The organism is Sphaerotilus sp. FB-3, assembly GCF_023706025.1.
Classification (GTDB): Bacteria; Pseudomonadota; Gammaproteobacteria; order Burkholderiales; family Burkholderiaceae_C; genus Sphaerotilus; species Sphaerotilus sulfidivorans.
The window spans coordinates 1-20180 of the sequence record NZ_BQWE01000050.1; the positions used below are offsets into that span (position 1 = coordinate 1).

Sequence of the window (20180 nt, forward strand, 5' to 3'; positions counted from 1 at the left end):
ATCGAATTGCTCGCGAGTCAGTTGCATTGCGACAGTCTCACGCCAGATTCGCAGTCTTGTCAATTTGCGTTAACAGAACCTAGTGCGCTGGCGCCGGTCGCATTGACCGATGCGGCAATGTCAGCACCGCCGAGCGTCTGCGACAGCGCCTGCATCGCCGCCTGGCCGCGCTCGCCCTGGCCGAAGTCGCAGCCGTAGACCAGCAGGTCGGCGCCCGCGGCCAGATGGGTGCCGATCTCGGCCAGCAGCGGGCGCTGCGCGTCGAAGCCGGCGGACAGCGGATCGAGCACGCTGCCGCCGAGGTCGAGGCTGCCGCTGCTGCCATGGGTGAACAGGTGCAGCGCGGTCACATCCTGGCGCCCGTCGAGCGTGTCGCGGATCTGCGTCAGGCTGTCGCGGGCCGGGTCGAGCATCACCACCTCGACCTGCGGCCCCAGGCTGGCGGCCAGCCCCTGCGCATCCTGGAGCGTCGAGGACACGAAGGCGATCTGCGTCGGGCTGGGGGCTGGCGTGGCGACTTCGGTGGAGGCCGCGTCCAGGGCGGCCAGCAGCGCTTCGTCGGTGGCCAGGCTCGGCGGCGGCGGCGCAGCCGTCTCTGCCGACAGCACCTGTTCGGCGGTGAGCAGGGCTGCCGCGTCGAACATGACCCGTGGCTCGAGCCGCCGGCACATGACGGGCGCGGCGGGCATGACCGGAGCGTCCGGGCTGCTGCTGCCCTGCAGGCGGGAGGGGCGACGCTTCTTCGGAATCCAGGCCACTGCGGTACCTCTGCAACTTCGGCGGCATGCGGCCCGGGAAAGGCCGCATCGACTGGATGCATCGGCGGCCGTGCGGCAAACCTGAGCGGGGGATTCCCTGTGGGGATCCGTGTTTTCCCGGGGCCGCAGGCGCTTAGAATCCCGCCTTTCCTCCAGACACGTCCTTCCGCAGCATGAGCATCAAGAGCGACAAGTGGATCCGCCGCATGGCGGATCAGCACGGCATGATCGAGCCGTTCGAGCCGTCCCAGGTGCGCTTCGCTCCGGACGGCCACAAGATCGTCAGCTACGGCACCTCGAGCTACGGCTACGACATCCGCTGCGCCGACGAGTTCAAGATCTTCACCAACGTGCATTCCACGGTGGTCGACCCGAAGAACTTCGACGAGAAGAGCTTCGTCGACTTCAAGGGCGAGGTCTGCATCATTCCGCCCAACAGCTTCGCGCTGGCACGCACGGTCGAGTATTTCCGCATTCCGCGCAGCGTGCTGACCGTCTGCCTGGGCAAGAGCACCTACGCGCGCTGCGGCATCATCGTCAACGTCACGCCCTTCGAGCCCGAGTGGGAAGGCTATGTGACGCTGGAGTTCTCCAACACCACGCCGCTGCCGGCCAAGATCTACGCCGGCGAGGGCTGCGCGCAGGTGCTGTTCTTCGAGTCCGACGAGATCTGCGAGACCAGCTACCGAGACCGCGGCGGCAAGTACCAGGGCCAGACCGGCGTCACGCTGCCGCGCACCTGAGCGCCCATGGGGGATTGCCCCGGTCCGTTTCCGGGGCGCTTTGCTAACATCGAACGGCTGTTCGTCCTATCCCGTCAATGCGGGTCGGGCGTGAAACCCTGCCGCATCGCGGCACCACGGACGAGGCGCATCCGCTCCCCCAGACATTCCGCCGCGACGGAATTCCTCCATGCGACATCTTGTCCGGCCCGCCGCACTGGTGGCCAACTTCTTCGACATGCTGCCGCCTGCGCAAGTCGCGACGGCAACCGCGATCCAGCAGGCGGTGATCGCTGCCGAGCCTGATCTGGCCCAGACGGTGCGCTGGGGCAATCTGATGTTCCTGTATCGCGGCAGCAACCTGATGGCGATGGCGCTGCACAAGGGCCAGGCGCATCTGCAGGTGCTCAACGGGGCGGAGCTGATGACGCGCTTTCCCCTGCTCGACGGCGTCGGCCGGGGCATGCGCATCCTGAAGTTCCGCTACAGCCAGCCGGTCGACGCCTTGCTGATCGGCGAGGTGGTGCGGGCCTCGCTCGGCCTGCTGCAGGCCGTTGCGCGCTGACTTCCCGTCGCTTCCTGTGACGACCCGGCCTCTGGCTCAGGCGCTGTAGCTGCGTCGGACCGGATCCTGTTCCTCGCCGGCCAGCACCGCCACCGCCCGGTCGACCGGCGCACGGCTGCGCTGCAGGCGCGCCAAGGCTTCGCGCACGCGGCCCGAGGCCTGGCTCAGCCGGTCGCGCATCGCTGTCGACAGCCGGCCCTGACGGGCCGCCGGGGTCAGCGTGTCCATCGTGCAGGCCAGCAGTTCATGCAGGCGCCGGGCCTGCGGCTCGATGCGCGCATGGTCCTGAAGCCTCAGCGCATGCTCGAGCAGCGCGATCTCGCGCTCGAGACGGCCCATCAGCGCTTCGGGTGACAGGGCGTTCGCGGCAGGAGGCGGGGTGTGTCGTGAAGAGTTCATGGTCGACGGGGTCTCGCGTTGGCGGTCGCCGCGGCGAGCGGGCAGGGCGCCCTGTCCTCAGCGACCGGTTCCGATCTGGCCCAGCAGATCCTGGGCATTGGCCAGCAGCTTGTCGGCGATGGCTTCCGCATTGATGCGGTAGACACCGTCGGAAATGGCCTGGCGCATGCGCTGCACCTTCTCGGTGTCGAACTCCGCATTCGCGTCGGCCATGCCGCCCTCGCGCAGCGCGGCGCTGGTCTCGGACATCTGCACGTTGGTGCTGCTGTCCGGGGCATCGGCCGGCGTGCCGCTGGTCGGAGCCGGAGGCGTGGCATCACGCGGTGCGGCCTCCTGCCGGACGGGCGGGGCCGTGGGATTGACCGCCGCCAGGGCTGGCGCCGGGGTGTTCAGGGGATTGCTGTTGCCGATCTTCATCACGTACTCCTGCAGACCTTGGGTGGTCCTTGTTCCGGGTGTCGAGCATTCGACCGCCAGAACACAACCCCTGTGTCGTGGCGTGTGACCGAATTCTCGCAACCTCTGTGTCAAGTTGGGTATCGGTCTGCCCGCCGGTCACTTTAGCCGGAGCGTGGAGAAGTTGTATCTGCTTGTGTATCAAATCTGCGTGAAGATGCACTTCGGGTCCGTGGGCCATCCCGGGCTCCGCAAGCCAGGGCAGCCCGTCCCGTTCGGCATCACGGCGGATCTTGCGGCTCATGAGCGCACCTCGACGCGACGCTCGCCGACAGGTCGCCCGGTCACGATCTTGCCGGAAGGGGTGCGCACCCGGACCGCCTGTCCGTCCAGGCCGTTCGACAGGGCCTGGGCCTCGGTGCTGGCCGAGAAGCCTTCGCCCACATAGACCAGCGTGACCGTCTCGCCGGCAGCGAACCACTGGCGCACGCGCAGGTGATGCGGGCGCAGCGGGGTGCCGGGCGGCAGCGTGGCGGCGAGCAGCCGTCCGACCAGCAGCTGCGGATCGCGGAACACCGGCGCTGCGGCGCTGGCGATGTCGACCTCGCGGATCTGCAGGTCCTCGGCACGGATCTCGGCGCCGGCCTGCAGCGGTCCGGCGTTCACCACCGCCGGACTCCAGACCCGCACGGTCACTGGCAGGAAGACGTTCCAGTTGACCGGGCCATCGGTGCAGCGCAGGCCCACGCGGGTGCGGCCCCAGGCGGTCGAGCCGGTCGGCAGATAGGGTTCGATGCGCCGGCATGGCGTCAGCTTCAGGCGCGGATCGAGCTGTCCGGGCTCGATCTCGATGCGGGCGTCGGCGGGCAGCGCGGCGGCGCCGCCGCGTGCCAGTTCCATCAGCTGCTGCATGGGAATCGGCGTCGGTGCGTCGGCGTGCGCAGGCAGCGCCAGCGCCTGCATCAGCAAGGCCACCGCCGCGAGCGTCCGTGCCCCGGCCAGAGCCAGGCGTGGCGCGGTGCACCGGGCAGACGGTGCAGGCCGAGGCGCAGCGAGGGCAGCAGAGGGGGACGGTGACTCGATCATGACACGCCACTGTAGGTTGCGCCCCGGGCGTTCCAGTGCCCAAGATGGGGCGCACGCGTCGGCCTTTTCCGGTGAGCGCGGTCCCGGGGGGGCATCAAGAATGCCGCCAGATCCCCGAACCCCGACCCCCGACCCCGATGCCGAGGATGTCATGCTGAACCGTCTCGACAGCTCGCTGGGCTTCCAGTCCCAGGCCCTGCTGCTGCGCGCCGAGCGCCAGCGGCTGATCGCGAGCAACATCGCCAATGCCGACACGCCCGGCTACCAGGCGCGCGATCTCGACTTCGCCACCGCGCTGCGTCAGGCCACCGGCGGCTCCACGGTGCCTGCGGTGGCGATGGCCGGCACCAGCGAGCGCCACCTCGGTATCGGCCAGCTGCCCGCCACACGTGAGGCCTCGCTGCTGTACGCACGGCCGAGCCAGACCAATCTCGACGGCAATTCCGTCGACATGGACCGCGAGCGTGCCAGCTTCGCCGACAACGCGGTCAAGTACGAGGCCTCGCTGCGCTTCATCAACGGCAGCGTGCGCACCATGCTCGATGCCATCAAGGGGCAATGATGTCTCTGCTCAGGATCTTCCATGTCTCCGGCAGCGCGGTCAGCGCACAGAGCCAGCGGCTCAACACCGTCTCGTCCAATCTCGCCAACGCCGACACCGCGGCCGGCCCGGACGGCAAGAGCTTCAAGGCCCGCCAGGTGGTCTTCCAGACCCTGCCGATGAGCGACGACGCCGGCAGCGTCGGCGTCAAGGTCTCGGCGGTGCGCGAGGACGACACGCCGGGTCGCCGCATCCACGACCCCGCCCACCCGAATGCCGATGCCGAGGGCTATGTGACCTTCAGCAACGTCAATCCGGTGGAGGAGATGGTCAACATGATCTCCGCCTCGCGTTCCTACCAGAACAACGTCGAGGTGATGAACACCGCCAAGTCCCTGCTGCTGAAGACGCTGCAGATGGGCCAGGGCTGAGGCTGACACCAGGCCGCAGGACCACCATGACCACCACCTCGTCGACCGCATCCTCCACCAGCGCGCTGGTCGCGCAGATCAACGCCAGTTCGTCGGGCAGCTCGAGCGGCACCGCCAGCAGCACGAAGGCGATGTCGGACCAGTTCCTGAAACTGCTGATCACGCAGATCCAGAACCAGGACCCGCTCAACCCGACCGACAACGCGCAGTTCACCAGCCAGCTCGCGCAGATCAACACCGTCTCCGGTCTGGAGAAGGTCAACGAGAGCATCGCGTCGATGTCGAGCCAGTTCCTGCAGATGCAGGCGATGCAGAGCGCCTCGCTGGTCGGGCGCTCGGTGATCGTGCCGGGCAACGCGCTGACGGTGTCCGACGGCAAGGCCACCGGCCAGTTCGAGCTGTCCAGCGCGGCCGACTCGGTCAAGGTCGATGTGCTCTCCAGCGCCGGGCGGGTGATCGACACCATCGACATCGGCGCCGAGACCTCCGGCCGCCACCAGTTCAGCTGGACGCCGGCCGAGGGCGTCGACACCACCGGCCTGCGCTTCCGCGTCAGCGCCACCCGGGGCACCGCCGCGGTGAGCAGCACCGCGCTGCAGAGCCAGCAGATCACCTCGGTGGCCGCCGGCAGCAGCGGCAGCGCCTCGATGAACCTGACGCTGAAGGACGGATCGACCGTCGCCTACAGCGCAGTGCGTGCCTTCGGCAGCTGAACCCGTCGTCTTCTCCCCCCGAATTTCCCCCCAGGAGTCCCCCATGAGCTTTCAGCAAGGCCTGTCGGGCCTGAACGCCACCAGCAAGAGCCTCGAGGTCATCGGCAACAACATCGCCAATGCCGGCACCTATGGCGCCAAGGCCGCGCGGGCCGAGTTCGCCGACCTCTATGCCCGCTCGCTCGGTGGCGCGAATGCGGCCGGCATCGGCGTGCAGGTGGCCAACATCGCGCAGCAGTTCTCCCAGGGCGGCATCGTCTCGACCAACAACCTGATGGATGTGGCGATCAACGGCGACGGCTTCTTCCAGATGCAGGACACCAGCGGCCAGATGCTGTATTCGCGCAACGGCCAGTTCAAGCTCGACAGCGATGGCTTCATCGTCAACGGCGCCGGGCACCGCCTGCTGGGCTATCCGGTCGACAACGTCGGCAACCTGGTGACGCAGGTGCGCTCGCAGCTGCAGCTGCCCACCGTGGGCATCGCCCCGAAGGCCACCGAGGAGATCAAGTTCGAGATGAACCTGGACTCGCGCAAGACCGCGGTGGCCGGTGCCATCGACTACGACGATCCGGCCACCTATCACAACGCCACCTCGGTGCGCATCTACGACGCCAAGGGCCAGCCGGTCGACGTGACGCTGTACTTCCAGAAGACCGGCACCGACAGCTGGAACATCTACACCACCGCACCGGACGTGAACGGCGACGGCACGCCCGAGCAGATCGACGTCTCGGCGGTGACCTTCGACTCCAACGGCCTGAATCCCAGCGTGACCGAGCTGACGCTGAACATTCCGGGGGGCGGTGCGGCCTACGATCCGATCAGCAACATCAAGCTCGACCTGTCCGGCCTGACCCAGTTCGGCGGCAACTTCGGCGTGACCGATGTCAGCCAGGACGGCTATGCGCCGGGCCAGCTGACCCAGCTCACCATCGAGGAGGACGGCGTCATCACCGCCCGCTACTCGAACAGCATGACCCAGACCGCCGGCCAGATCGAGCTGGCGAACTTCCGCAACCCGCAGGGCCTGAAGTCGATGGGCGGCAATGTCTGGGCCTCGAGCTTCGCCTCGGGCGATCCGATCGCCGGCGTGCCGGGATCGGCCACGCTGGGCCTGCTGAAGTCGGGTGCGCTGGAAGAGTCCAACGTCGACATGACCGCCGAGCTGGTCAACATGATCACCGTGCAGCGCCTCTACCAGGCCAATGCGCAGACGATCAAGACGCAGGATTCGGTGCTGCAGACGCTGGTGAGCCTGCGCTGAGCGGCCGGCCCATCCACTGAACGGAGCCGGCGATGGACCGCAGGATCTACCTCTCGATGTCGGGCGCGAAGGCGACGATGCAGCGCCAGGACGTGCTGGCCAACAATCTGGCCAATGTGTCGACCGCAGGCTTCCGCGAGGAGCTGCAGGCCTTCCGCGCGGTGCCGGTGCGCGGCGACGGCGCCACGACGCGGGCCTATGCGCTGGAGACCACGACCGGCTACAACCCGGCGCCGGGCCAGGTCATGGCCACCGGCCGCGCGCTCGACGTCGCGGCCCAGGGCAATGCCTGGTTCGCGGTTCAGGCGCTGGACGGCACCGAGGCCTACACCCGCGCCGGCGGCTTCGAGACCACCGCCGACGGCACGCTGGTGACCCGCTCCGGCGGCCTGCCGGTGATCGGCGAGGGCGGCCCGATCTCGATTCCCGCCAATGCCGAGGTCACGATCGGTGACGACGGCACCGTCGCGGCCAAGGTGCCGGGCGGCGCCTCGACCGCGGTCGGCCGGCTCAAGCTGGTGGTGCCGCAGGCCGCGCTCAAGCGGGGCGACGACGGCCTGTTCCGCGCCGAGGGCGGCGATCTGGCGGCCGAGCCGACCGCACGCGTCACCCAGGGCGCGCTGGAGGGCTCGAATGTCAGCGCCGTCGGCACGATGGTGGCGATGATCGCCGCCGCGCGCCAGTTCGAGGCCCAGACCAAGGCGATGCAGACCGCCGAGAAGGACGAGCAGCAGGCCCAGCAGCTGCTGTCGATGAACTGATCCAGAACGGATCCCGAACGGATCTGAACCGACCATGAACAAGGAGCCGACGCCATGATGCGCGCGCTGTGGATCTCGAAGACCGGCATGGAAGCCCAGCAGACTCAGCTGGATGTCGTCTCGCACAACCTGGCCAACGTGGCCACCAACGGGTTCAAGAAGTCGCATGCGGTCTTCGAGGACCTGATGTACCAGTCGCTGCGCCAGACCGGTGCCTCCAACGGCGAGCAGGCGCAGCTGCCCACCGGCCTGCAGGTCGGCCTGGGCGTGCGCACGGTGGCGACCTCGCGCCAGTTCAGCCAGGGCACGCTGCAGCAGACCACCAATCCGCTGGATGTCGCGATCAAGGGCAACGGCTTCTTCCAGGTGCAGATGCCCGACGGCACCACCGGCTATACCCGTGACGGCGCCTTCCAGGTCAGCTCGACCGGCCAGCTGGTGACCAACAACGGCCAGCAGGTGCTGCCCGGCGTGACGATTCCGGCCAATGCCCAGTCGGTCACCGTCGGCGCCGACGGCACCGTCTCGGTGGCGGTGCCGGGTCAGGCTGCGCCGCAGCAGGTCGGCCAGCTGACGCTGGCGAACTTCGTCAATCCGGCCGGTCTGGAGCCGCGCGGCCAGAATCTCTACACCGAGACGGCCTCGTCGGGCACGCCGAATGTGGCCGCGCCCGGCGCGGACGGCACCGGCAGCCTGGCGCAGGGCTTCGTCGAGTCCTCGAACGTCAATGTGGTCGAGGAGCTGATCGGCATGATCCAGACCCAGCGCGCCTACGAGCTGAACTCGAAGGCGATCTCGACCTCGGACCAGATGCTGCAGCGTCTGGCGCAGCTGTGATCGCGCCGGCTTCGCGGCGATGCGCCCTGGGCGCGGCGCGCATCGCGTCGGCCGGCGCCCTGCTGCTGGCCGGCTGCCAGACGACGATGATGCCCACGGTCGCCAAGGTCGACATGCCCGAGACGCCGGTGGTGCGCCCCTACGCGCAGCCGGTGCCGGTGCGCGCCAACGGCTCGATCTACCAGGCCAGCCAGTACCGGCCGCTGTTCGAGGATCACCGCGCCCGGCTGGTGGGCGACACCATCACGGTGCAGATCATCGAGCGGGTCAGCGCCAGCTCCAACTCGACCAGCACGGTCGAGAAGAAGGGTGAGCTGTCGGGCTCGATCACCGCGCTGCCGATGCTGTCGGCCAACTCCTTCACCCGTGCGGGCGTGGGCGGCAGCAGCGCCAACACCTTCAGCGGCAAGGGCGGCACCCAGAACAGCAACAACTTCAGCGGCACGATCACCGCCACCGTCGTCGACGTGCTGCCCAACGGGCATCTGATCGTCGCCGGCGAGAAGCAGATCGGCGTCAACGACAACGTCGACGTGCTGCGCTTTTCCGGCCAGATCGATCCGCGGGTGATCCAGCCGGGCAACCAGGTCGCGTCGGCGCAGATCGCCAATGTGCGTGTCGAGCAGAAGGGCCGGGGCGGCCAGGCCGACGCGCAGCAGATCGGCTGGCTGTCGCGCTTCTTTCTCAACCTGATGCCGATCTGAGGCCCTTGCGGGCAGCACGATCGGCGGAGTTCCCGATGTCCAGTCTCCTGATGCTCCGGCGCTCGCCGGTCCTGCCGGTCGGCGTGGTGATGCTGCTGGCGCTGCTGTCGGCCTGGGTCACGCCGGTGCAGGCTGCGCCGGCGGCGGCGCCGGCGCCGGTGGTGCAGCCGGCCACCGCCACCACCGCACGCATCAAGGAAGTCGCCACGGTGCAGGGCGTGCGGCCCAACCAGCTCATCGGCTACGGCCTGGTGGTCGGCCTGGACGGCACCGGCGACCAGACCACGCAGACGCCCTTCACCACCCAGAGCCTGAACGCGATGCTGCAGCAGCTCGGGGTCACGGTGCCGGCCGGCACCTCGATGCAGCTGAAGAACGTCGCCGCGGTGCTGGTGACCGCCACGCTGCCGCCCTTCGCGCAGCCCGGCCAGCTGCTCGACATCACCGTCTCCTCGCTGGGCAATGCCAAGAGCCTGCGCGGCGGCACGCTGGTGGCCACGCCGCTGCGCGGCGCCGACAACCAGATCTATGCGCTGGCCCAGGGCAACCTGATGGTGGGCGGCGCCGGCGCCTCGGCCGGGGGCTCGAAGGTGCAGGTCAATCATCTGCTGGCCGGACGCATTCCGGGCGGCGCCACCGTCGAGCGCAGCGTGCTCAGCCCGCTGGGGCAGGGCGATGCGCTGCAGCTCGATCTCTCCAGCAGCGACTACGCCACCGCACGCGCGGTGGCCGGCGCGATCAACACCCGCTTCGGCGCCGGCACCGCCCAGGCGCTCGACGGCCGGGTCGTCAAGGTGCGACTGCCGCCCACGCCCGACGAGCGGGTCAGCTTCATGGCCGAGGTCGAGAACCTCAAGGTCGAGATGGCCGCACCGGCGGCCAAGGTGGTGGTCAATGCCCGCACCGGTTCGGTGGTGATGAACCAGGCCGTCACGCTCGGTCCCTGCGCGGTGGCGCACGGCAATCTCTCGGTGACCATCAGCACCACGCCGCAGGTCAGCCAGCCCGCGCCGCTGTCGGGCGGCCAGACCGTGGTGACCGAGAAGAGCGACATCAGGATGCAGCAGGACGGCGGCGCGCTGATCCAGCTGCCCGCCGGCACCCGGCTGACCGAGGTGGTCAAGGCGCTGAACTCGCTCGGCGCCACGCCCGCCGATCTGCTGACCATCCTGCAGGCGATCAAGGCGGCCGGTGCCCTGCAGGCCGAACTCGAGGTGATCTGACATGGTCTCGTCCCCGCAGCAGCTCGCCGCCGGCGGCGCTTCCCTCCAGGCCCTGCGGCGTGCCGCCGCCGAGGATCCGAAGGCGGCGATCCGCGAGGTCTCGAAGCAGTTCGAGGCGCTGTTCATGCAGGAGCTGATGAAGAGCATGCGCTCCACCACGATGGCGGAGGGCCTGTTCGAGAACCAGGCCACCGGCATGGGCCGCGACATGCTCGACCAGCAGTACGCGGTGCAGATGTCGGGCCAGCCCGGCGGCCTGGCCGCGGCGATCGCGCGCCAGCTCGAGCGTCAGGCCGGTCTGCCGGCGGGTGCAGCGGGCCCGGGCAGTGCCACCCCGGAGCCGGGCGCGATGACGATGCTGCCGATGTCGACCTGGGCGATGAACGCGATGGCCGGGCGCCGTGCCGCACCCGCGGTCGCGCCGGTCGAGCGTGACGACGATGCCAGCGTTGCCGGCGCGGTGGCGCGCGATCCTGGCGCCAGCGCCCGCCAGTTCATCGGCCGCCATGCCGAGGCGGCGCAGGCGGTGGCGCGCAGCAGCGGCATTCCGGCCGACTTCATGCTGGCGCAGGCCGCCCACGAGACCGGCTGGGGCCGGCGCGAGATCCGCGGCAGCGATGGCAGCAACTCGCACAACCTGTTCGGCATCAAGGCCGGCGCCGGCTGGACCGGCCCGACGGTGACCATCACCACCACCGAGGTCATCGACGGCACGCCACGCAAGGTGCGGGCGAACTTCCGCGCCTATGCGTCCTACGAGGAGAGCTTCCGCGACTACGCCCGGCTGATCGGCACCAGTCCGCGCTATGCCGAGGCGATGCGCTCGACCGGCGACGCCGCCGCCTTCGCCGGCAGCCTGCAGCGCGCCGGCTATGCGACCGATCCGGACTACGCCGGCAAGCTCAAGCGTGTGATTGATACGACTCGCAGGCTTCAGCGCCACCTGGGTTCTGCCGACATCACCTCATGAGTTCTTGCAGTTCGAGTGCGGCCTTTGCGTGATGCGGGTTGGCCACCGCCTCGACATCCTGACTTCCCGAATTCCAGCGTTCCGATCCAGACATCACCGAGACCGTCATGAGCACCTCCATCCTGATGAACATGAGCGTGCAGGCGATGTTCGCCGCGCAGGCGCAGATCGCCACCGCAGGCCACAACATCGTCAACGCCAGCGTCAAGGGCTACTCGCGCCAGGAGGTCAAGCTCGGCACGATGGCTGGCCAGGAGACGTCCGCCGGCTACATCGGCCGGGGCGTGTCGGTGCAGACCATCGAGCGCTCGCACAACACCTTTCTCGGTGGGCAGGTGATCCAGACCCAGTCGCAGGCCGCGGCCGACGGGGCCCGCTTCGGTCTGCTCGAGCAGCTCGAGAGCGCCTACGGCATGGGCGAGGAGGGTCTGGGCCAGGCCACCGCCGATCTGTATGCCTCCTTCTCCGACCTGTCGAGCGCACCGAAGGACGAGTCGGTGCGCGAGGTGGTGCTGGGCAAGGTCCAGGAGCTGACCTCGCGCTTCCGCTCCACCGGTGACCAGATCGAGCAGCTGCACGAGTCGACGCTGTCGGAGATCGAGGACCAGGTCTCGCTGGTCAACGGCCTGACCGCCAAGATCGCCACGCTCAACGGCAAGCTGGCTGGCACCGGCGCCCAGGCCAACCAGCCCAACGACCTGCTCGACCAGCGCGATCAGCTGATCAAGGAACTGAGCCAGCACATCGATGTCAGCCGCGTCGAGACCCGCGGCGCCGACGGCAAGCCCGATGGCACCGTCAGCCTGTTCGTCGCTGGCGGCCAGGCGCTGGTGCTGGGGGGCGACACCCGCGAGCTGGGCGTGCGCATCTCGCAGGGCTCGCCGCAGGTGGCCAGCCTGGAGATCGAGGCCAGCGGCACGAAGCGGCCGCTGGATTCGGCCAGCGTGACCGGCGGCAGCATCGGCGGCCTGCTGCGCTTCCAGAACGAGGATCTGCCGGAGGCGCGCAGCCAGCTCGGCATGCTGGCCGCGGTGCTGGCCGACACCATCAACACCCAGCATGCGCAGGGCACCGATCTGGACGGCCGCACCGGCGGCGACCTGCTCAGCGTCGGCGAGGCCACCGTGCGCCCGTCGGACCGCAATGCCCGCGATGCCTTCGGCCAGCCGGCCACCTCGGTGCAGATCACCCGGGTCGCCGGCCAGGGCAGCGCGCTGCGCGCCAGCGACTACGAGCTGCGCGCCGATCCGGCCGATCCGTCCGCCTACCAGGTCACCCGGACCTCGGACGGCACCGTCTTCTCCGGCGTGGCCAGTGGCACGACCATCGACGGCTTTCGCATCGACGTCAGCGGTGCGGCGATGGCCACGGGCGACCGCTTCACGCTGCAGCCGGTCAGCCAGGCGGCCCAGAATGCCCGCTCGGCCATCACCGACGGCCGCCGCATCGCCGCAGCCGGCGCCAGCTCGGCCGGCTCGGGCAATGCCAACGCGCTGAAGCTGCAGGCGCTGACCACCGCCAAGACCTTCGAGGGCCGCTCCTTCACCGACGCGCACTCGCGCATGGTCGCCGACCTGGGCGTGAAGGTGCAGCGCGCCGAGTCCGATGCCGATGCCTCGACCAAGGTCGCCGACCGGGTCACCGAGCAGATCAGCTCGGAGACCGGCGTGAACCTCGAGGAGGAGGCAGCGCGCCTGATCCAGTTCCAGCAGAACTACCAGGTGGCGGCCAAGGTGCTGACCACCACCCAGAAGATCTTCGACACCATCCTGTCGATCATGAACTGAGCCTGCCCTGAGACGGCAACGAACCAGGAGCCTTGCCATGAGCTACCGCATCGCCTCGGCCCAGAGCCGGGATTCCAGCCTGATCGCTCTGCAGCGCCACGAGAAGTCCCTGAGCGAGGCGCGCGAGCGCCTGATCAGCGGGCGTCGGGTCGACAAGCCCAGCGACGATCCGGCCGCCGCAGCCCGCGCCGAGCGGGCCCGCGTCAACCAGACCCGCAGCGAGGGCCTGCTGCGCTCGATGGAGGCCAGCCGCACCGCGATGTCGCTGGCCGAATCGACGATGGGCGGCGCGATCGAGCTGCTGCAGGGCGCACGCGAGACGATCGTGGGTGCCGGCAACGGCATCTACAACGCCGCCGACCGCACCTCGCTGGCCGAGAGCCTCAAGCATGTGCGCGGCGAGCTGCTGCGTCTGGCCAACACCACCGACACCGGCGACCACTACATCTTCGGCGGCCAGGCGGCCGAACGGGTGCCCTTCGTCGACACCGCGGGCGGCGTGGTCTTCAATGGCGTGGCCGAGAGTGCGCAGGGCTCGCTCGACGAGGCGCTGCCGCTGACGCTCGACGGCGAGGCCGCCTGGCTGGGCGCGCGCAGCGGCAACGGCGTGTTCAAGACCGCACCCGGCAACCTTGGCGCGGGCAGCACCGCCTGGATCGGCGCAGGCAGCGTCAGCAACCCGTCGGCGCTGGAGCTGGGCGCGGGCGAGAGCTATGCGCTGACCTTCTCCGACAGTTCCACCTACACCGTGACCCGCATCGCGGCCGACGGCAGCAGCTCGCCCTATCCGGATGCGGCTGGCAGCACCCGTGCCTATGTGTCCGGTCAGGCGATCACCGCGCTGCCGGGCATGAGCTTCGCGATCAGCGGCACGCCGCAGGCGGGCGATGTCTTCACCGTCGAGCCCTCGACCGAGGATCTCAGCGTCTTCGACGCGCTCGACAAGGTGATCTCGGTGCTGTCGGACAAGTCGGCGGGCAGCGGTGCGCTCGATCAGGCGCGCAACTCCGGGCTGCGCGACATCGACCAGGTGCTGTCGAACCTGCAGATGATGCGCTCGCGCTCCGGTGACACGCTCAATCGCCTCGACGGCTTCGAGTCGCGCACCGACAGCCGCATCGAGGCCGATCAGGTCATCCGCTCCAAGGCCGAGGATCTGGATCTGGCCGAGGCGATCTCCGATCTGAGCACCAAGGAAACGGTCTACCAGGCGGCACTGAAGTCCTACGCGACCATGGGCAAGATGTCGCTGTTCGACTACATCGGCACCTGATGCCGCTGCCCGCGCGACTCGTCGCCGCCGATCAACTCCCGAGCCCGATCTTCCCATCATGCTGTTTCCGGACGCCCCCATCCTCGGGCAGGTCGCGCTGAGCTATTGCCCGATCATCGACCGTCACCGCAACGTGATGGCCACCCGCCTGACGGTCTTCCCGCTCGGGCAGGCCCGCTGGCTGCCGGTGGGCGAGCTGCTGCGCACCGTCAGCGAGGTCTGGCCGCAGGACGGGCCTCAGGTGGTGCTGTCGGTGCGCTGCGAGAGCCTGCTGGCCGATCTGCTGATGGTCCAGCCGTCCGCCAACGTGGTGATCGAGGTGCCGAAGTTCATGGCAGGCGATCCGGCGCACCGCGACGACATCCTGCAGCTGGCGGCCAACGGCAACATGCTGCTGCTGTCCGGGCGGCCCAACCATCCGCTGCCGCGCGAGCTGCTGGGCGCCTTCCGCTACTCGATCATCGACCTGGCCGACGAGCGCCGGCTCGATGCCGGACCGCCGCCGCCGGGCGTGACCCGCTCGATCGGCTTCTTCCAGGAGGGCGTGACCACGATCGCGCAGATGGAGGGTGCCTTCCGGCGCGGCGCGATCGCGGTGCTGGGCTGGCCGGTCGACGAGGCGGTCAAGCCGCGTCGCGGCAGCAGCGGCGGCATTCGCCCGGACCTGCAGGTCACGCTCGACCTGATCAACCAGGTCAACAACGAGGAGCCGCTGTCGGTGCTCGAGGCCACGCTCAAGCGCGATCCCTCGCTGGCCTTCAAGCTGATGCGCTACATCAACTCGCCGGTCTTCGGGCTGACGGTCGAGGTGACCTCGTTCTCGCATGCGGTGATGCTGCTGGGCTACCAGCGCCTGAAGCGCTGGCTGTCGCTGCTGCTGGTGACCGCCGGCAACGACCAGAACCAGCGCCCGGTCATGTTCGCCGCGGTGCGCCGCGGCCTGCTGATGGAGGCGCTGGCCGGCGAGAACGCCGGCAGCGACGAGCGCAGCGAGATGTTCATCTGCGGCGTGTTCTCGCTGCTGGACCGGATGTTCCAGAAGCCCTTCGACGAGCTGCTGTCGACCTTGCCGGTGCCCGCGAATGTGCATGCGGCGCTGGTCGGGGAGAGCGGCCCCTACCACTGCGTGCTCGAGCTGGTGCGCACGCTGGAAGGGGGCAGCGGCCTGGATGTGCGTGACCATGTCCAGGCCTGCAATCTGTCGATGCGGCATGTCAATCGGGCGCTGCTGCGCTCGCTGGGCAGCGCGCTGCATGTGGGCTGATCCGCAGGCGATACCCCATGAGGGCGTGACATAGCGGACAGCCCCCGGCCTGAGGCCGGGCAGACAGGCTGCTGGATCCGGAAAAGTCCGTGGGGGCTGCCTACACTGCAGCCATGTTCGCGCCTGCTCCGTCGGCTGCCGCCGATCTTCTCCTGCTGCCGTCCGCGCTGCTCGATGCGCTGTCCGACCCGGTCCTGGTGATCGGGCCGGATGCGCGGCTCGAGCGGCTCAACCGTGCCGCGTTGCGCCGTCTGGCGCTCGAGCCGGGAACGGCGCTGGCCGATCTGCGCTTGGTGCTGGGCGATCGCCTGCACGCCCGGCTGCATGCGGCGCTGGTCGGCGAGCAGCCGCTGCCGCCCGCCCCGGGCGATGCCGGCGCGCTGGTGGCGCTCGGCCAGGGGCGCTGGGCCCTGGTGCTGCCGGCCGCACCGGGCCCTGCCGGGCCGGATCTGGCGTCGCTGCCCGCCGACGAGGCGACGGCGCTGCGCGAGCAGCTGGAGCGGCTGTCGCACGAGCATCTGCACTGGTTCGAATCGGTGCCGGTCGGTCTGGTGCTGTTCGACGCGACCGGGCTGGTGCTGCAGTCGAACGTGCGGCTGGCCCAGCTGGTCGGCGAGGTGCCGGTCGACCTGGGCGAGGCCGGCGTGCTGCTGCGCGGCCTGCTGGGCTGGGGCGAGAGCGTGCTTGACAGCCTGCAGCCCGGCGACGGCAGCTGGAGGGTGTGCCAGCTGCAGGAGCCCGCCGGCCAGCCCGGGCGCTGGCTGCGCGCGCGGGTGCGCTGCAGCGGCCTGCGCCAGGGCGTGCGCCGCTATCTCGGTCTGATCGAGGACTGCAGCGTCGAACACCAGCGCGACCAGGCCGAGCAGATGCTGGAGGAACTGCGCGGCATCGTCGAAAGTTCGCCGGTGGGCATCGCCTCGCTGCGGGGCTTTCGCGTGGTGCACAGCAACCGGCGCTTCGAGCGCATGCTTCAGGTGCCTGCCGGCGAGGCGCTGGGCGCCGACATCCGCCGGCTGCTGCGCGCCGGCACCGGCGAGGCGGCCGACACCGCCTACGACGAGGACGGCCCGATCGGCGCGGCGCTGGCCGACGGCGGCCTGCACGAGACCGAGATCGAGGTGCGTGGCGACGATGGCCAGGCCCACTGGCATGCGCTGTCGATCCGCCGCATCGGCCCGCCCGGCGAGGCGCCGCAGGCGATCGCGGTGCTCAGCGAGATCACCCGGCTGAAGACCCAGCAGGTCGAGCTCGAGCATCTGGCGCTGGAGCGCGAGCGCATGGCGCTGGCGCTGGGCCAGCAGGCCGACCGCACCCGCGCGGTGCTCGACTCGGTGCTGGTGGGCATCGTGACCGCCGACGAGCGCGGTCGCATCCTGTGGCTGAACCGCTCGGCGCGGCGCATGTTCGGCGGTGACCTGGGCGACTTTCTCGGCCGGCCGCTCGACATCGTCGCCACGACGCAGGCCTCGCATCCCTTCCGCCGCACGGTGGCGCTGTTCGAGGCGCTGCGCGACGGCGAGGCGGTGCAGTTCGAGTGCCAGGTCCAGGCCTGCGACGGTCGCACCTTCTGGATCGTCGGCAACGCGGTGGCCACCCAGGGGCTGGACGGCCAGCGCGAGATGACCTTCGCGATGATGGACATCGACCAGCGCCGCCAGGCCGAGGCCCGCATCGCGGAGGCGCAGAGTTCGCTGCAGCGCATCATCGAGGCCGCACCGATGGCGATCGCGGTCTGCGATGCCGCGACGATGGCGGTGCAGCAGCTCAACCATGTCGCCGCCGACCTGTGCGGTGTGGTCGCGCCCGAGCAGGCCATCGGCCGCACCCCCGAGGAACTCTATCCGCCGGAGGTGGCGCAGCGACTGCGCGCCGACTTCGACGCCGCGCTGGCGCAGCCGCAAGGCGTGACGCAGCGCGAGTACATGCTGTGTCGCAAGGGGATCGACGAGGTCTGGGACGCGCGCTTCCTGTCGCTGGCGCGCGGCGCGGGCCGGGTCGACCAGCTGCTGATGGTGGCCACCGATGTCAGCGCGCAGCGTGCGGCCCAGAAGGCCGAGCTGGAGGCGGCGATCGCGCAGCGCGAGATGCTGGTGCAGGAGGTTCACCACCGCATCAAGAACAATCTTCAGGGCGTGGCCGGCCTGATGCAGCAGGCGGCGAACCGCCGCCCCGAAGTGCGTCCGCTGATCGCCGAGGTGGTCGGCCAGGTCCAGGCGATCGCGCAGGTCTACGGCCTGCAGGTCGGCAACACCGGACTGCTGGCGGTGCGCAGCGTGGTCGAGGCGATCGCGCAGTCGGTGCAGCGCACCTTCGGGCACCCGATCGAGCTGCAGCTCGATCAGCGTGACGGCGCGCCCGCCTGGGTGCTGCCCGAGGCCGAGTCGATCCCGATCGCGCTGACGCTCAACGAGCTGTTCACCAACGCGGTCAAGCACAGCGCCTCGGCCGAGGCGCCGGTGCACTGCCGGCTGGCGCTGCAGGCCGATGCGGTCGAGATCGTCATCCGCAATGCCGGGCGGCTGCACGAGGGCTTCCGCATCGATCACCGGCCGGCCACCGTTTCCGGCCTGGGTCTGGTGCGTGCGCTGCTGCCGCGCCGCCAGGCCAGCCTGACGATGGACGCGGCGGACGGCTGGGTGCGCGCCACCGTGCGGCTCGGCCCGCCCGTGGTGCGCGACGGTGCCGGAGCGGCTGCCGCCGCGCGACAATCGTCGGCCCCTTCGCCTTCCACCTCCCCCGCAACGCATGCATCAGCAAGGCAGGAACACGGTGTCTGACAGATCCGCCGCCCCTTTCCCGGCTCCTCCTGCGGCTGCCGCCTCGCGCGGTCGCATCCTGGTCGTCGACGATGACCGCCTGGTGCTGGCCACCGTGGTGCACGGGCTGGCCGACGCCGGCTTCGACATCATCGATGCCGACAACGGCGACGACGCCATCCTGCTGGCGCGCGAGCACCGCCCGGACCTGGCGCTGCTCGACATCCGCATGGACGGCATGAGCGGCTTCGATGTCGCGCGCTACCTGCGCGACGCGCTGCAGGTGCCCTTCGTCTTCCTGTCGGCCTTCTCCGACGAGGCGACGCTGGCGCAGATCCGCGCGCTGGGCGCGCTGGCCTCGCTGGTCAAGCCGCTCGACATCGCGCAGATCATTCCGGCGGTCGAGCAGGCGCTGGCGCAGGTGCGCAGCCAGCGCGACGCCGTGCTGCAGCCGCCCGAGTCCGTGCCGGTGGCGGCGGTCACCCGCGTGCCGGCCGAGGCGCCGGCGGAGCCGAAGCCGCTCGACGACATGGTCGCGATCGCGGTCGGCATCGTGATGCACCGCTTCTCGCTGGACCGCAGCGCCGCGCTGCAGCGCCTGGAGCGCCTGGCCCGCCAGGAAGGCCGGCCGCTGCCGCAGAGCTGCCGTGCGATGGTGGAGGCGCTGGAGCGGCTGGCGCTGGCGGGGGGGATCTGAGCTTCGGCCTCGGTTCCAGCCCGGCGTGATTCAGCCCAGCGTGAACCAGAACGTCGCCCCCTGATTGACCGCCGCCTCGGCGCGGATGTCGCCGCCGTGGCGGCGCAGGATGCGCCGCACCGAGGCCAGGCCGACGCCGGTGCCGGCGAACTCGGTGGCGCCGTGCAGGCGCTGGAAGGCGCCGAACAGCCGGCTGGCGAAGCGCATGTCGAAGCCGGCGCCGTTGTCGCGCACGAAGAAGGCCTCGCGCTCCTGCGCCGGGTCGCGGGCGCGGCCGAACTCGATCCGCGCGTTCTCGCGGCGCGACGAGTACTTCCAGGCATTGCCGATCAGGTTGTCGAGCACGATGCGCAGCAGGGCCGGGTCGCCGCTGGCGCGCAGGCCCTCGGCGATCTGCACCTCGACCTGGCGCTCGGGCGACTGCTGGCGCAGCTCCTCGATGACCTGCCGGGCCATCGCGCTCAGGTCGACCTCGACCGACTGCAGCGGCTGGGTCGACAGCCGCGACAGCGCCAGCAGCGCGTCGATCATGCCGTTCATGCGGGTGGCCGCGCCCATGATGCGTTCGAGATGGTCGTTGCCGACCCGGTCGAGCAGGTGGCCGTAGTCCTCGCGCATGATGCGGGTGAAGCCCTCGATGACGCGGATCGGCGCGCGCAGGTCGTGCGAGACGGTGTAGACGATCGCGGCGCGGTCGTCCTCGGCGGCGCGGACTTCGGGGGTGGCCTCGGTGGCGGACGAGGCGTCGGCCGAGGTCTCGGGCGGGGGCGGCGGGGCGGGGGACTCGGGTTCGGCGGCCGGGGGCAGCCACAGCACCAGGCTGCCGTCCGGCAGGTCGATGCGTCGCGCCCGCGCGCCAGGGGCCGCGCTGCGGCTCACCAGCTCCGCCAGCATCCGGTCGAGCGCGAGGCTGTCCTGCGGCGGCAGGGTGGCGCGGGCCATCTCGTTGGCGCTCAGCAGCTGCCACGGCGATGTCGCCGCCCGGGACGGCCGCAGCAGCACCGCCGGCCCGGGCAGGCCCTGCAGCAGC

The 20180-nt window shown here is 70.0% G+C and carries 21 protein-coding genes; 16 read left to right on the forward strand and 5 right to left on the reverse strand.

The genetic code is table 11. The features are described 5' to 3' along the window. Positions 1–59: 59 nt before the first annotated feature. Complete coding sequence (locus NFT33_RS16350; RefSeq protein WP_251676938.1) at positions 60–689, reverse strand: DUF4347 domain-containing protein; 630 nt, start codon at positions 687–689, stop codon at positions 60–62. Positions 690–931: 242 nt separating this feature from the next. Here NFT33_RS16350 and dcd point away from each other — a divergent pair, with 242 nt between their 5' ends. Both dcd and NFT33_RS16360 read left to right on the forward strand, forming a co-directional pair. After that, positions 932–1501 carry a dCTP deaminase gene (gene dcd, locus NFT33_RS16355; RefSeq protein ID WP_149502927.1) on the forward strand — a complete coding sequence of 190 codons (570 nt, stop codon included), beginning with the start codon at positions 932–934 and terminating at the stop codon, positions 1499–1501. A 169-nt stretch (positions 1502–1670) separates the two neighbouring features. Then, positions 1671–2045 (forward strand): DUF1801 domain-containing protein, encoded by a 375-nt coding sequence (locus tag NFT33_RS16360; protein ID WP_251676940.1) that lies wholly within the window; start codon positions 1671–1673, stop codon positions 2043–2045. Positions 2046–2081: 36 nt separating this feature from the next. Here NFT33_RS16360 and NFT33_RS16365 read toward each other — a convergent pair whose 3' ends face one another. From NFT33_RS16365 to flgA, 3 genes are all read right to left on the reverse strand, one after another. Then, positions 2082–2444 (reverse strand): hypothetical protein, encoded by a 363-nt coding sequence (locus tag NFT33_RS16365; protein ID WP_251676942.1) that lies wholly within the window; start codon positions 2442–2444, stop codon positions 2082–2084. 57 nt (positions 2445–2501) lie between these two features. After that, a complete protein-coding gene (gene flgM, locus NFT33_RS16370) occupies positions 2502–2861 on the reverse strand; it encodes a flagellar biosynthesis anti-sigma factor FlgM (RefSeq protein WP_149502930.1) in 360 nt (119 codons plus the stop codon). A 279-nt stretch (positions 2862–3140) separates the two neighbouring features. Then, positions 3141–3815: a flagellar basal body P-ring formation chaperone FlgA gene (gene flgA / locus NFT33_RS16375; protein WP_251676944.1), complete on the reverse strand. Its 675-nt coding sequence runs from the start codon at positions 3813–3815 to the stop codon at positions 3141–3143. Positions 3816–4077: 262 nt separating this feature from the next. Between flgA and flgB the strand changes: the two genes are divergently transcribed. The 14 genes from flgB to NFT33_RS16445 all read left to right on the forward strand — a co-directional run bounded on the left by flgB (position 4078) and on the right by NFT33_RS16445 (position 19150). Then, entirely contained in the window at positions 4078–4488 is a 411-nt protein-coding gene (flgB, locus tag NFT33_RS16380) for a flagellar basal body rod protein FlgB (RefSeq protein ID WP_220784906.1), read from the forward strand. After that, positions 4488–4898 (forward strand): flagellar basal body rod protein FlgC, encoded by a 411-nt coding sequence (gene flgC / locus NFT33_RS16385; protein WP_251676945.1) that lies wholly within the window; start codon positions 4488–4490, stop codon positions 4896–4898. The genes flgB and flgC overlap by 1 nt, the downstream gene beginning before the upstream one ends. Before the next feature lie 26 nt (positions 4899–4924). Next, a complete protein-coding gene (locus tag NFT33_RS16390; protein ID WP_251676946.1) occupies positions 4925–5611 on the forward strand; it encodes a flagellar hook assembly protein FlgD in 687 nt (228 codons plus the stop codon). 43 nt (positions 5612–5654) lie between these two features. Beyond that, positions 5655–6878, forward strand: coding sequence for a flagellar hook protein FlgE (flgE, locus tag NFT33_RS16395; protein WP_251676947.1), 1224 nt, complete (start codon positions 5655–5657; stop codon positions 6876–6878). A 32-nt stretch (positions 6879–6910) separates the two neighbouring features. After that, on the forward strand, positions 6911–7639 hold the full coding sequence (flgF, locus tag NFT33_RS16400) for a flagellar basal-body rod protein FlgF (protein ID WP_220784902.1): 729 nt from the start codon (positions 6911–6913) through the stop codon (positions 7637–7639). A 54-nt stretch (positions 7640–7693) separates the two neighbouring features. Then, positions 7694–8476 carry a flagellar basal-body rod protein FlgG gene (gene flgG, locus NFT33_RS16405; protein WP_149502937.1) on the forward strand — a complete coding sequence of 261 codons (783 nt, stop codon included), beginning with the start codon at positions 7694–7696 and terminating at the stop codon, positions 8474–8476. Positions 8477–8562: 86 nt separating this feature from the next. Beyond that, positions 8563–9180, forward strand: a complete 618-nt coding sequence (locus tag NFT33_RS16410) for a flagellar basal body L-ring protein FlgH (protein ID WP_220784901.1) — start codon at positions 8563–8565, stop codon at positions 9178–9180. 89 nt (positions 9181–9269) lie between these two features. Further along, complete coding sequence (locus NFT33_RS16415) at positions 9270–10403, forward strand: flagellar basal body P-ring protein FlgI (protein ID WP_376744175.1); 1134 nt, start codon at positions 9270–9272, stop codon at positions 10401–10403. A gap of 1 nt (position 10404) precedes the next feature. Continuing rightward, positions 10405–11373 (forward strand): flagellar assembly peptidoglycan hydrolase FlgJ, encoded by a 969-nt coding sequence (flgJ, locus tag NFT33_RS16420; RefSeq protein WP_251676950.1) that lies wholly within the window; start codon positions 10405–10407, stop codon positions 11371–11373. A gap of 107 nt (positions 11374–11480) precedes the next feature. After that, positions 11481–13160, forward strand: coding sequence for a flagellar hook-associated protein FlgK (gene flgK / locus NFT33_RS16425; protein ID WP_251676951.1), 1680 nt, complete (start codon positions 11481–11483; stop codon positions 13158–13160). Positions 13161–13197: 37 nt separating this feature from the next. Beyond that, positions 13198–14433: a flagellar hook-associated protein FlgL gene (gene flgL / locus NFT33_RS16430; RefSeq protein WP_251676952.1), complete on the forward strand. Its 1236-nt coding sequence runs from the start codon at positions 13198–13200 to the stop codon at positions 14431–14433. A 58-nt stretch (positions 14434–14491) separates the two neighbouring features. Then, positions 14492–15697: an EAL and HDOD domain-containing protein gene (locus NFT33_RS16435; RefSeq protein ID WP_251676953.1), complete on the forward strand. Its 1206-nt coding sequence runs from the start codon at positions 14492–14494 to the stop codon at positions 15695–15697. A gap of 113 nt (positions 15698–15810) precedes the next feature. Continuing rightward, the gene (locus tag NFT33_RS16440) at positions 15811–18474 is read left to right on the forward strand and encodes a sensor histidine kinase (protein ID WP_251676954.1); all 2664 of its coding nucleotides are present in this window, start codon (positions 15811–15813) and stop codon (positions 18472–18474) included. Next, on the forward strand, positions 18467–19150 hold the full coding sequence (locus NFT33_RS16445) for an ANTAR domain-containing response regulator (protein WP_246606976.1): 684 nt from the start codon (positions 18467–18469) through the stop codon (positions 19148–19150). Before NFT33_RS16440 ends, NFT33_RS16445 begins: the two co-directional genes overlap by 8 nt. A gap of 30 nt (positions 19151–19180) precedes the next feature. Here the strand turns inward: NFT33_RS16445 and NFT33_RS16450 are convergent. Continuing rightward, a partial coding sequence (locus tag NFT33_RS16450) for a sensor histidine kinase (RefSeq protein ID WP_251676955.1) occupies positions 19181–20180 on the reverse strand: 1000 nt, incomplete at its 5' end.

Bases quoted from the DNA above. Each gene is read 5' to 3' on its own strand.
- NFT33_RS16350 (WP_251676938.1), bottom strand. From the start codon at position 689: ATGCCCGCCGCGCCCGTCATGTGCCGGCGGCTCGAGCCACGGGTCATG.
- dcd (WP_149502927.1), top strand. From the start codon at position 932: ATGAGCATCAAGAGCGACAAGTGGATCCGCCGCATGGCGGATCAGCAC.
- NFT33_RS16360 (WP_251676940.1), top strand. From the start codon at position 1,671: ATGCGACATCTTGTCCGGCCCGCCGCACTGGTGGCCAACTTCTTCGAC.
- NFT33_RS16365 (WP_251676942.1), bottom strand. From the start codon at position 2,444: ATGAACTCTTCACGACACACCCCGCCTCCTGCCGCGAACGCCCTGTCA.
- flgM (WP_149502930.1), bottom strand. From the start codon at position 2,861: ATGAAGATCGGCAACAGCAATCCCCTGAACACCCCGGCGCCAGCCCTG.
- flgB (WP_220784906.1), top strand. From the start codon at position 4,078: ATGCTGAACCGTCTCGACAGCTCGCTGGGCTTCCAGTCCCAGGCCCTG.
- flgC (WP_251676945.1), top strand. From the start codon at position 4,488: ATGTCTCTGCTCAGGATCTTCCATGTCTCCGGCAGCGCGGTCAGCGCA.
- NFT33_RS16390 (WP_251676946.1), top strand. From the start codon at position 4,925: ATGACCACCACCTCGTCGACCGCATCCTCCACCAGCGCGCTGGTCGCG.
- flgE (WP_251676947.1), top strand. From the start codon at position 5,655: ATGAGCTTTCAGCAAGGCCTGTCGGGCCTGAACGCCACCAGCAAGAGC.
- flgF (WP_220784902.1), top strand. From the start codon at position 6,911: ATGGACCGCAGGATCTACCTCTCGATGTCGGGCGCGAAGGCGACGATG.
- flgG (WP_149502937.1), top strand. From the start codon at position 7,694: ATGATGCGCGCGCTGTGGATCTCGAAGACCGGCATGGAAGCCCAGCAG.
- NFT33_RS16410 (WP_220784901.1), top strand. From the start codon at position 8,563: ATGATGCCCACGGTCGCCAAGGTCGACATGCCCGAGACGCCGGTGGTG.
- NFT33_RS16415 (WP_376744175.1), top strand. From the start codon at position 9,270: ATGCTGCTGGCGCTGCTGTCGGCCTGGGTCACGCCGGTGCAGGCTGCG.
- flgJ (WP_251676950.1), top strand. From the start codon at position 10,405: ATGGTCTCGTCCCCGCAGCAGCTCGCCGCCGGCGGCGCTTCCCTCCAG.
- flgK (WP_251676951.1), top strand. From the start codon at position 11,481: ATGAGCACCTCCATCCTGATGAACATGAGCGTGCAGGCGATGTTCGCC.
- flgL (WP_251676952.1), top strand. From the start codon at position 13,198: ATGAGCTACCGCATCGCCTCGGCCCAGAGCCGGGATTCCAGCCTGATC.
- NFT33_RS16435 (WP_251676953.1), top strand. From the start codon at position 14,492: ATGCTGTTTCCGGACGCCCCCATCCTCGGGCAGGTCGCGCTGAGCTAT.
- NFT33_RS16440 (WP_251676954.1), top strand. From the start codon at position 15,811: ATGTTCGCGCCTGCTCCGTCGGCTGCCGCCGATCTTCTCCTGCTGCCG.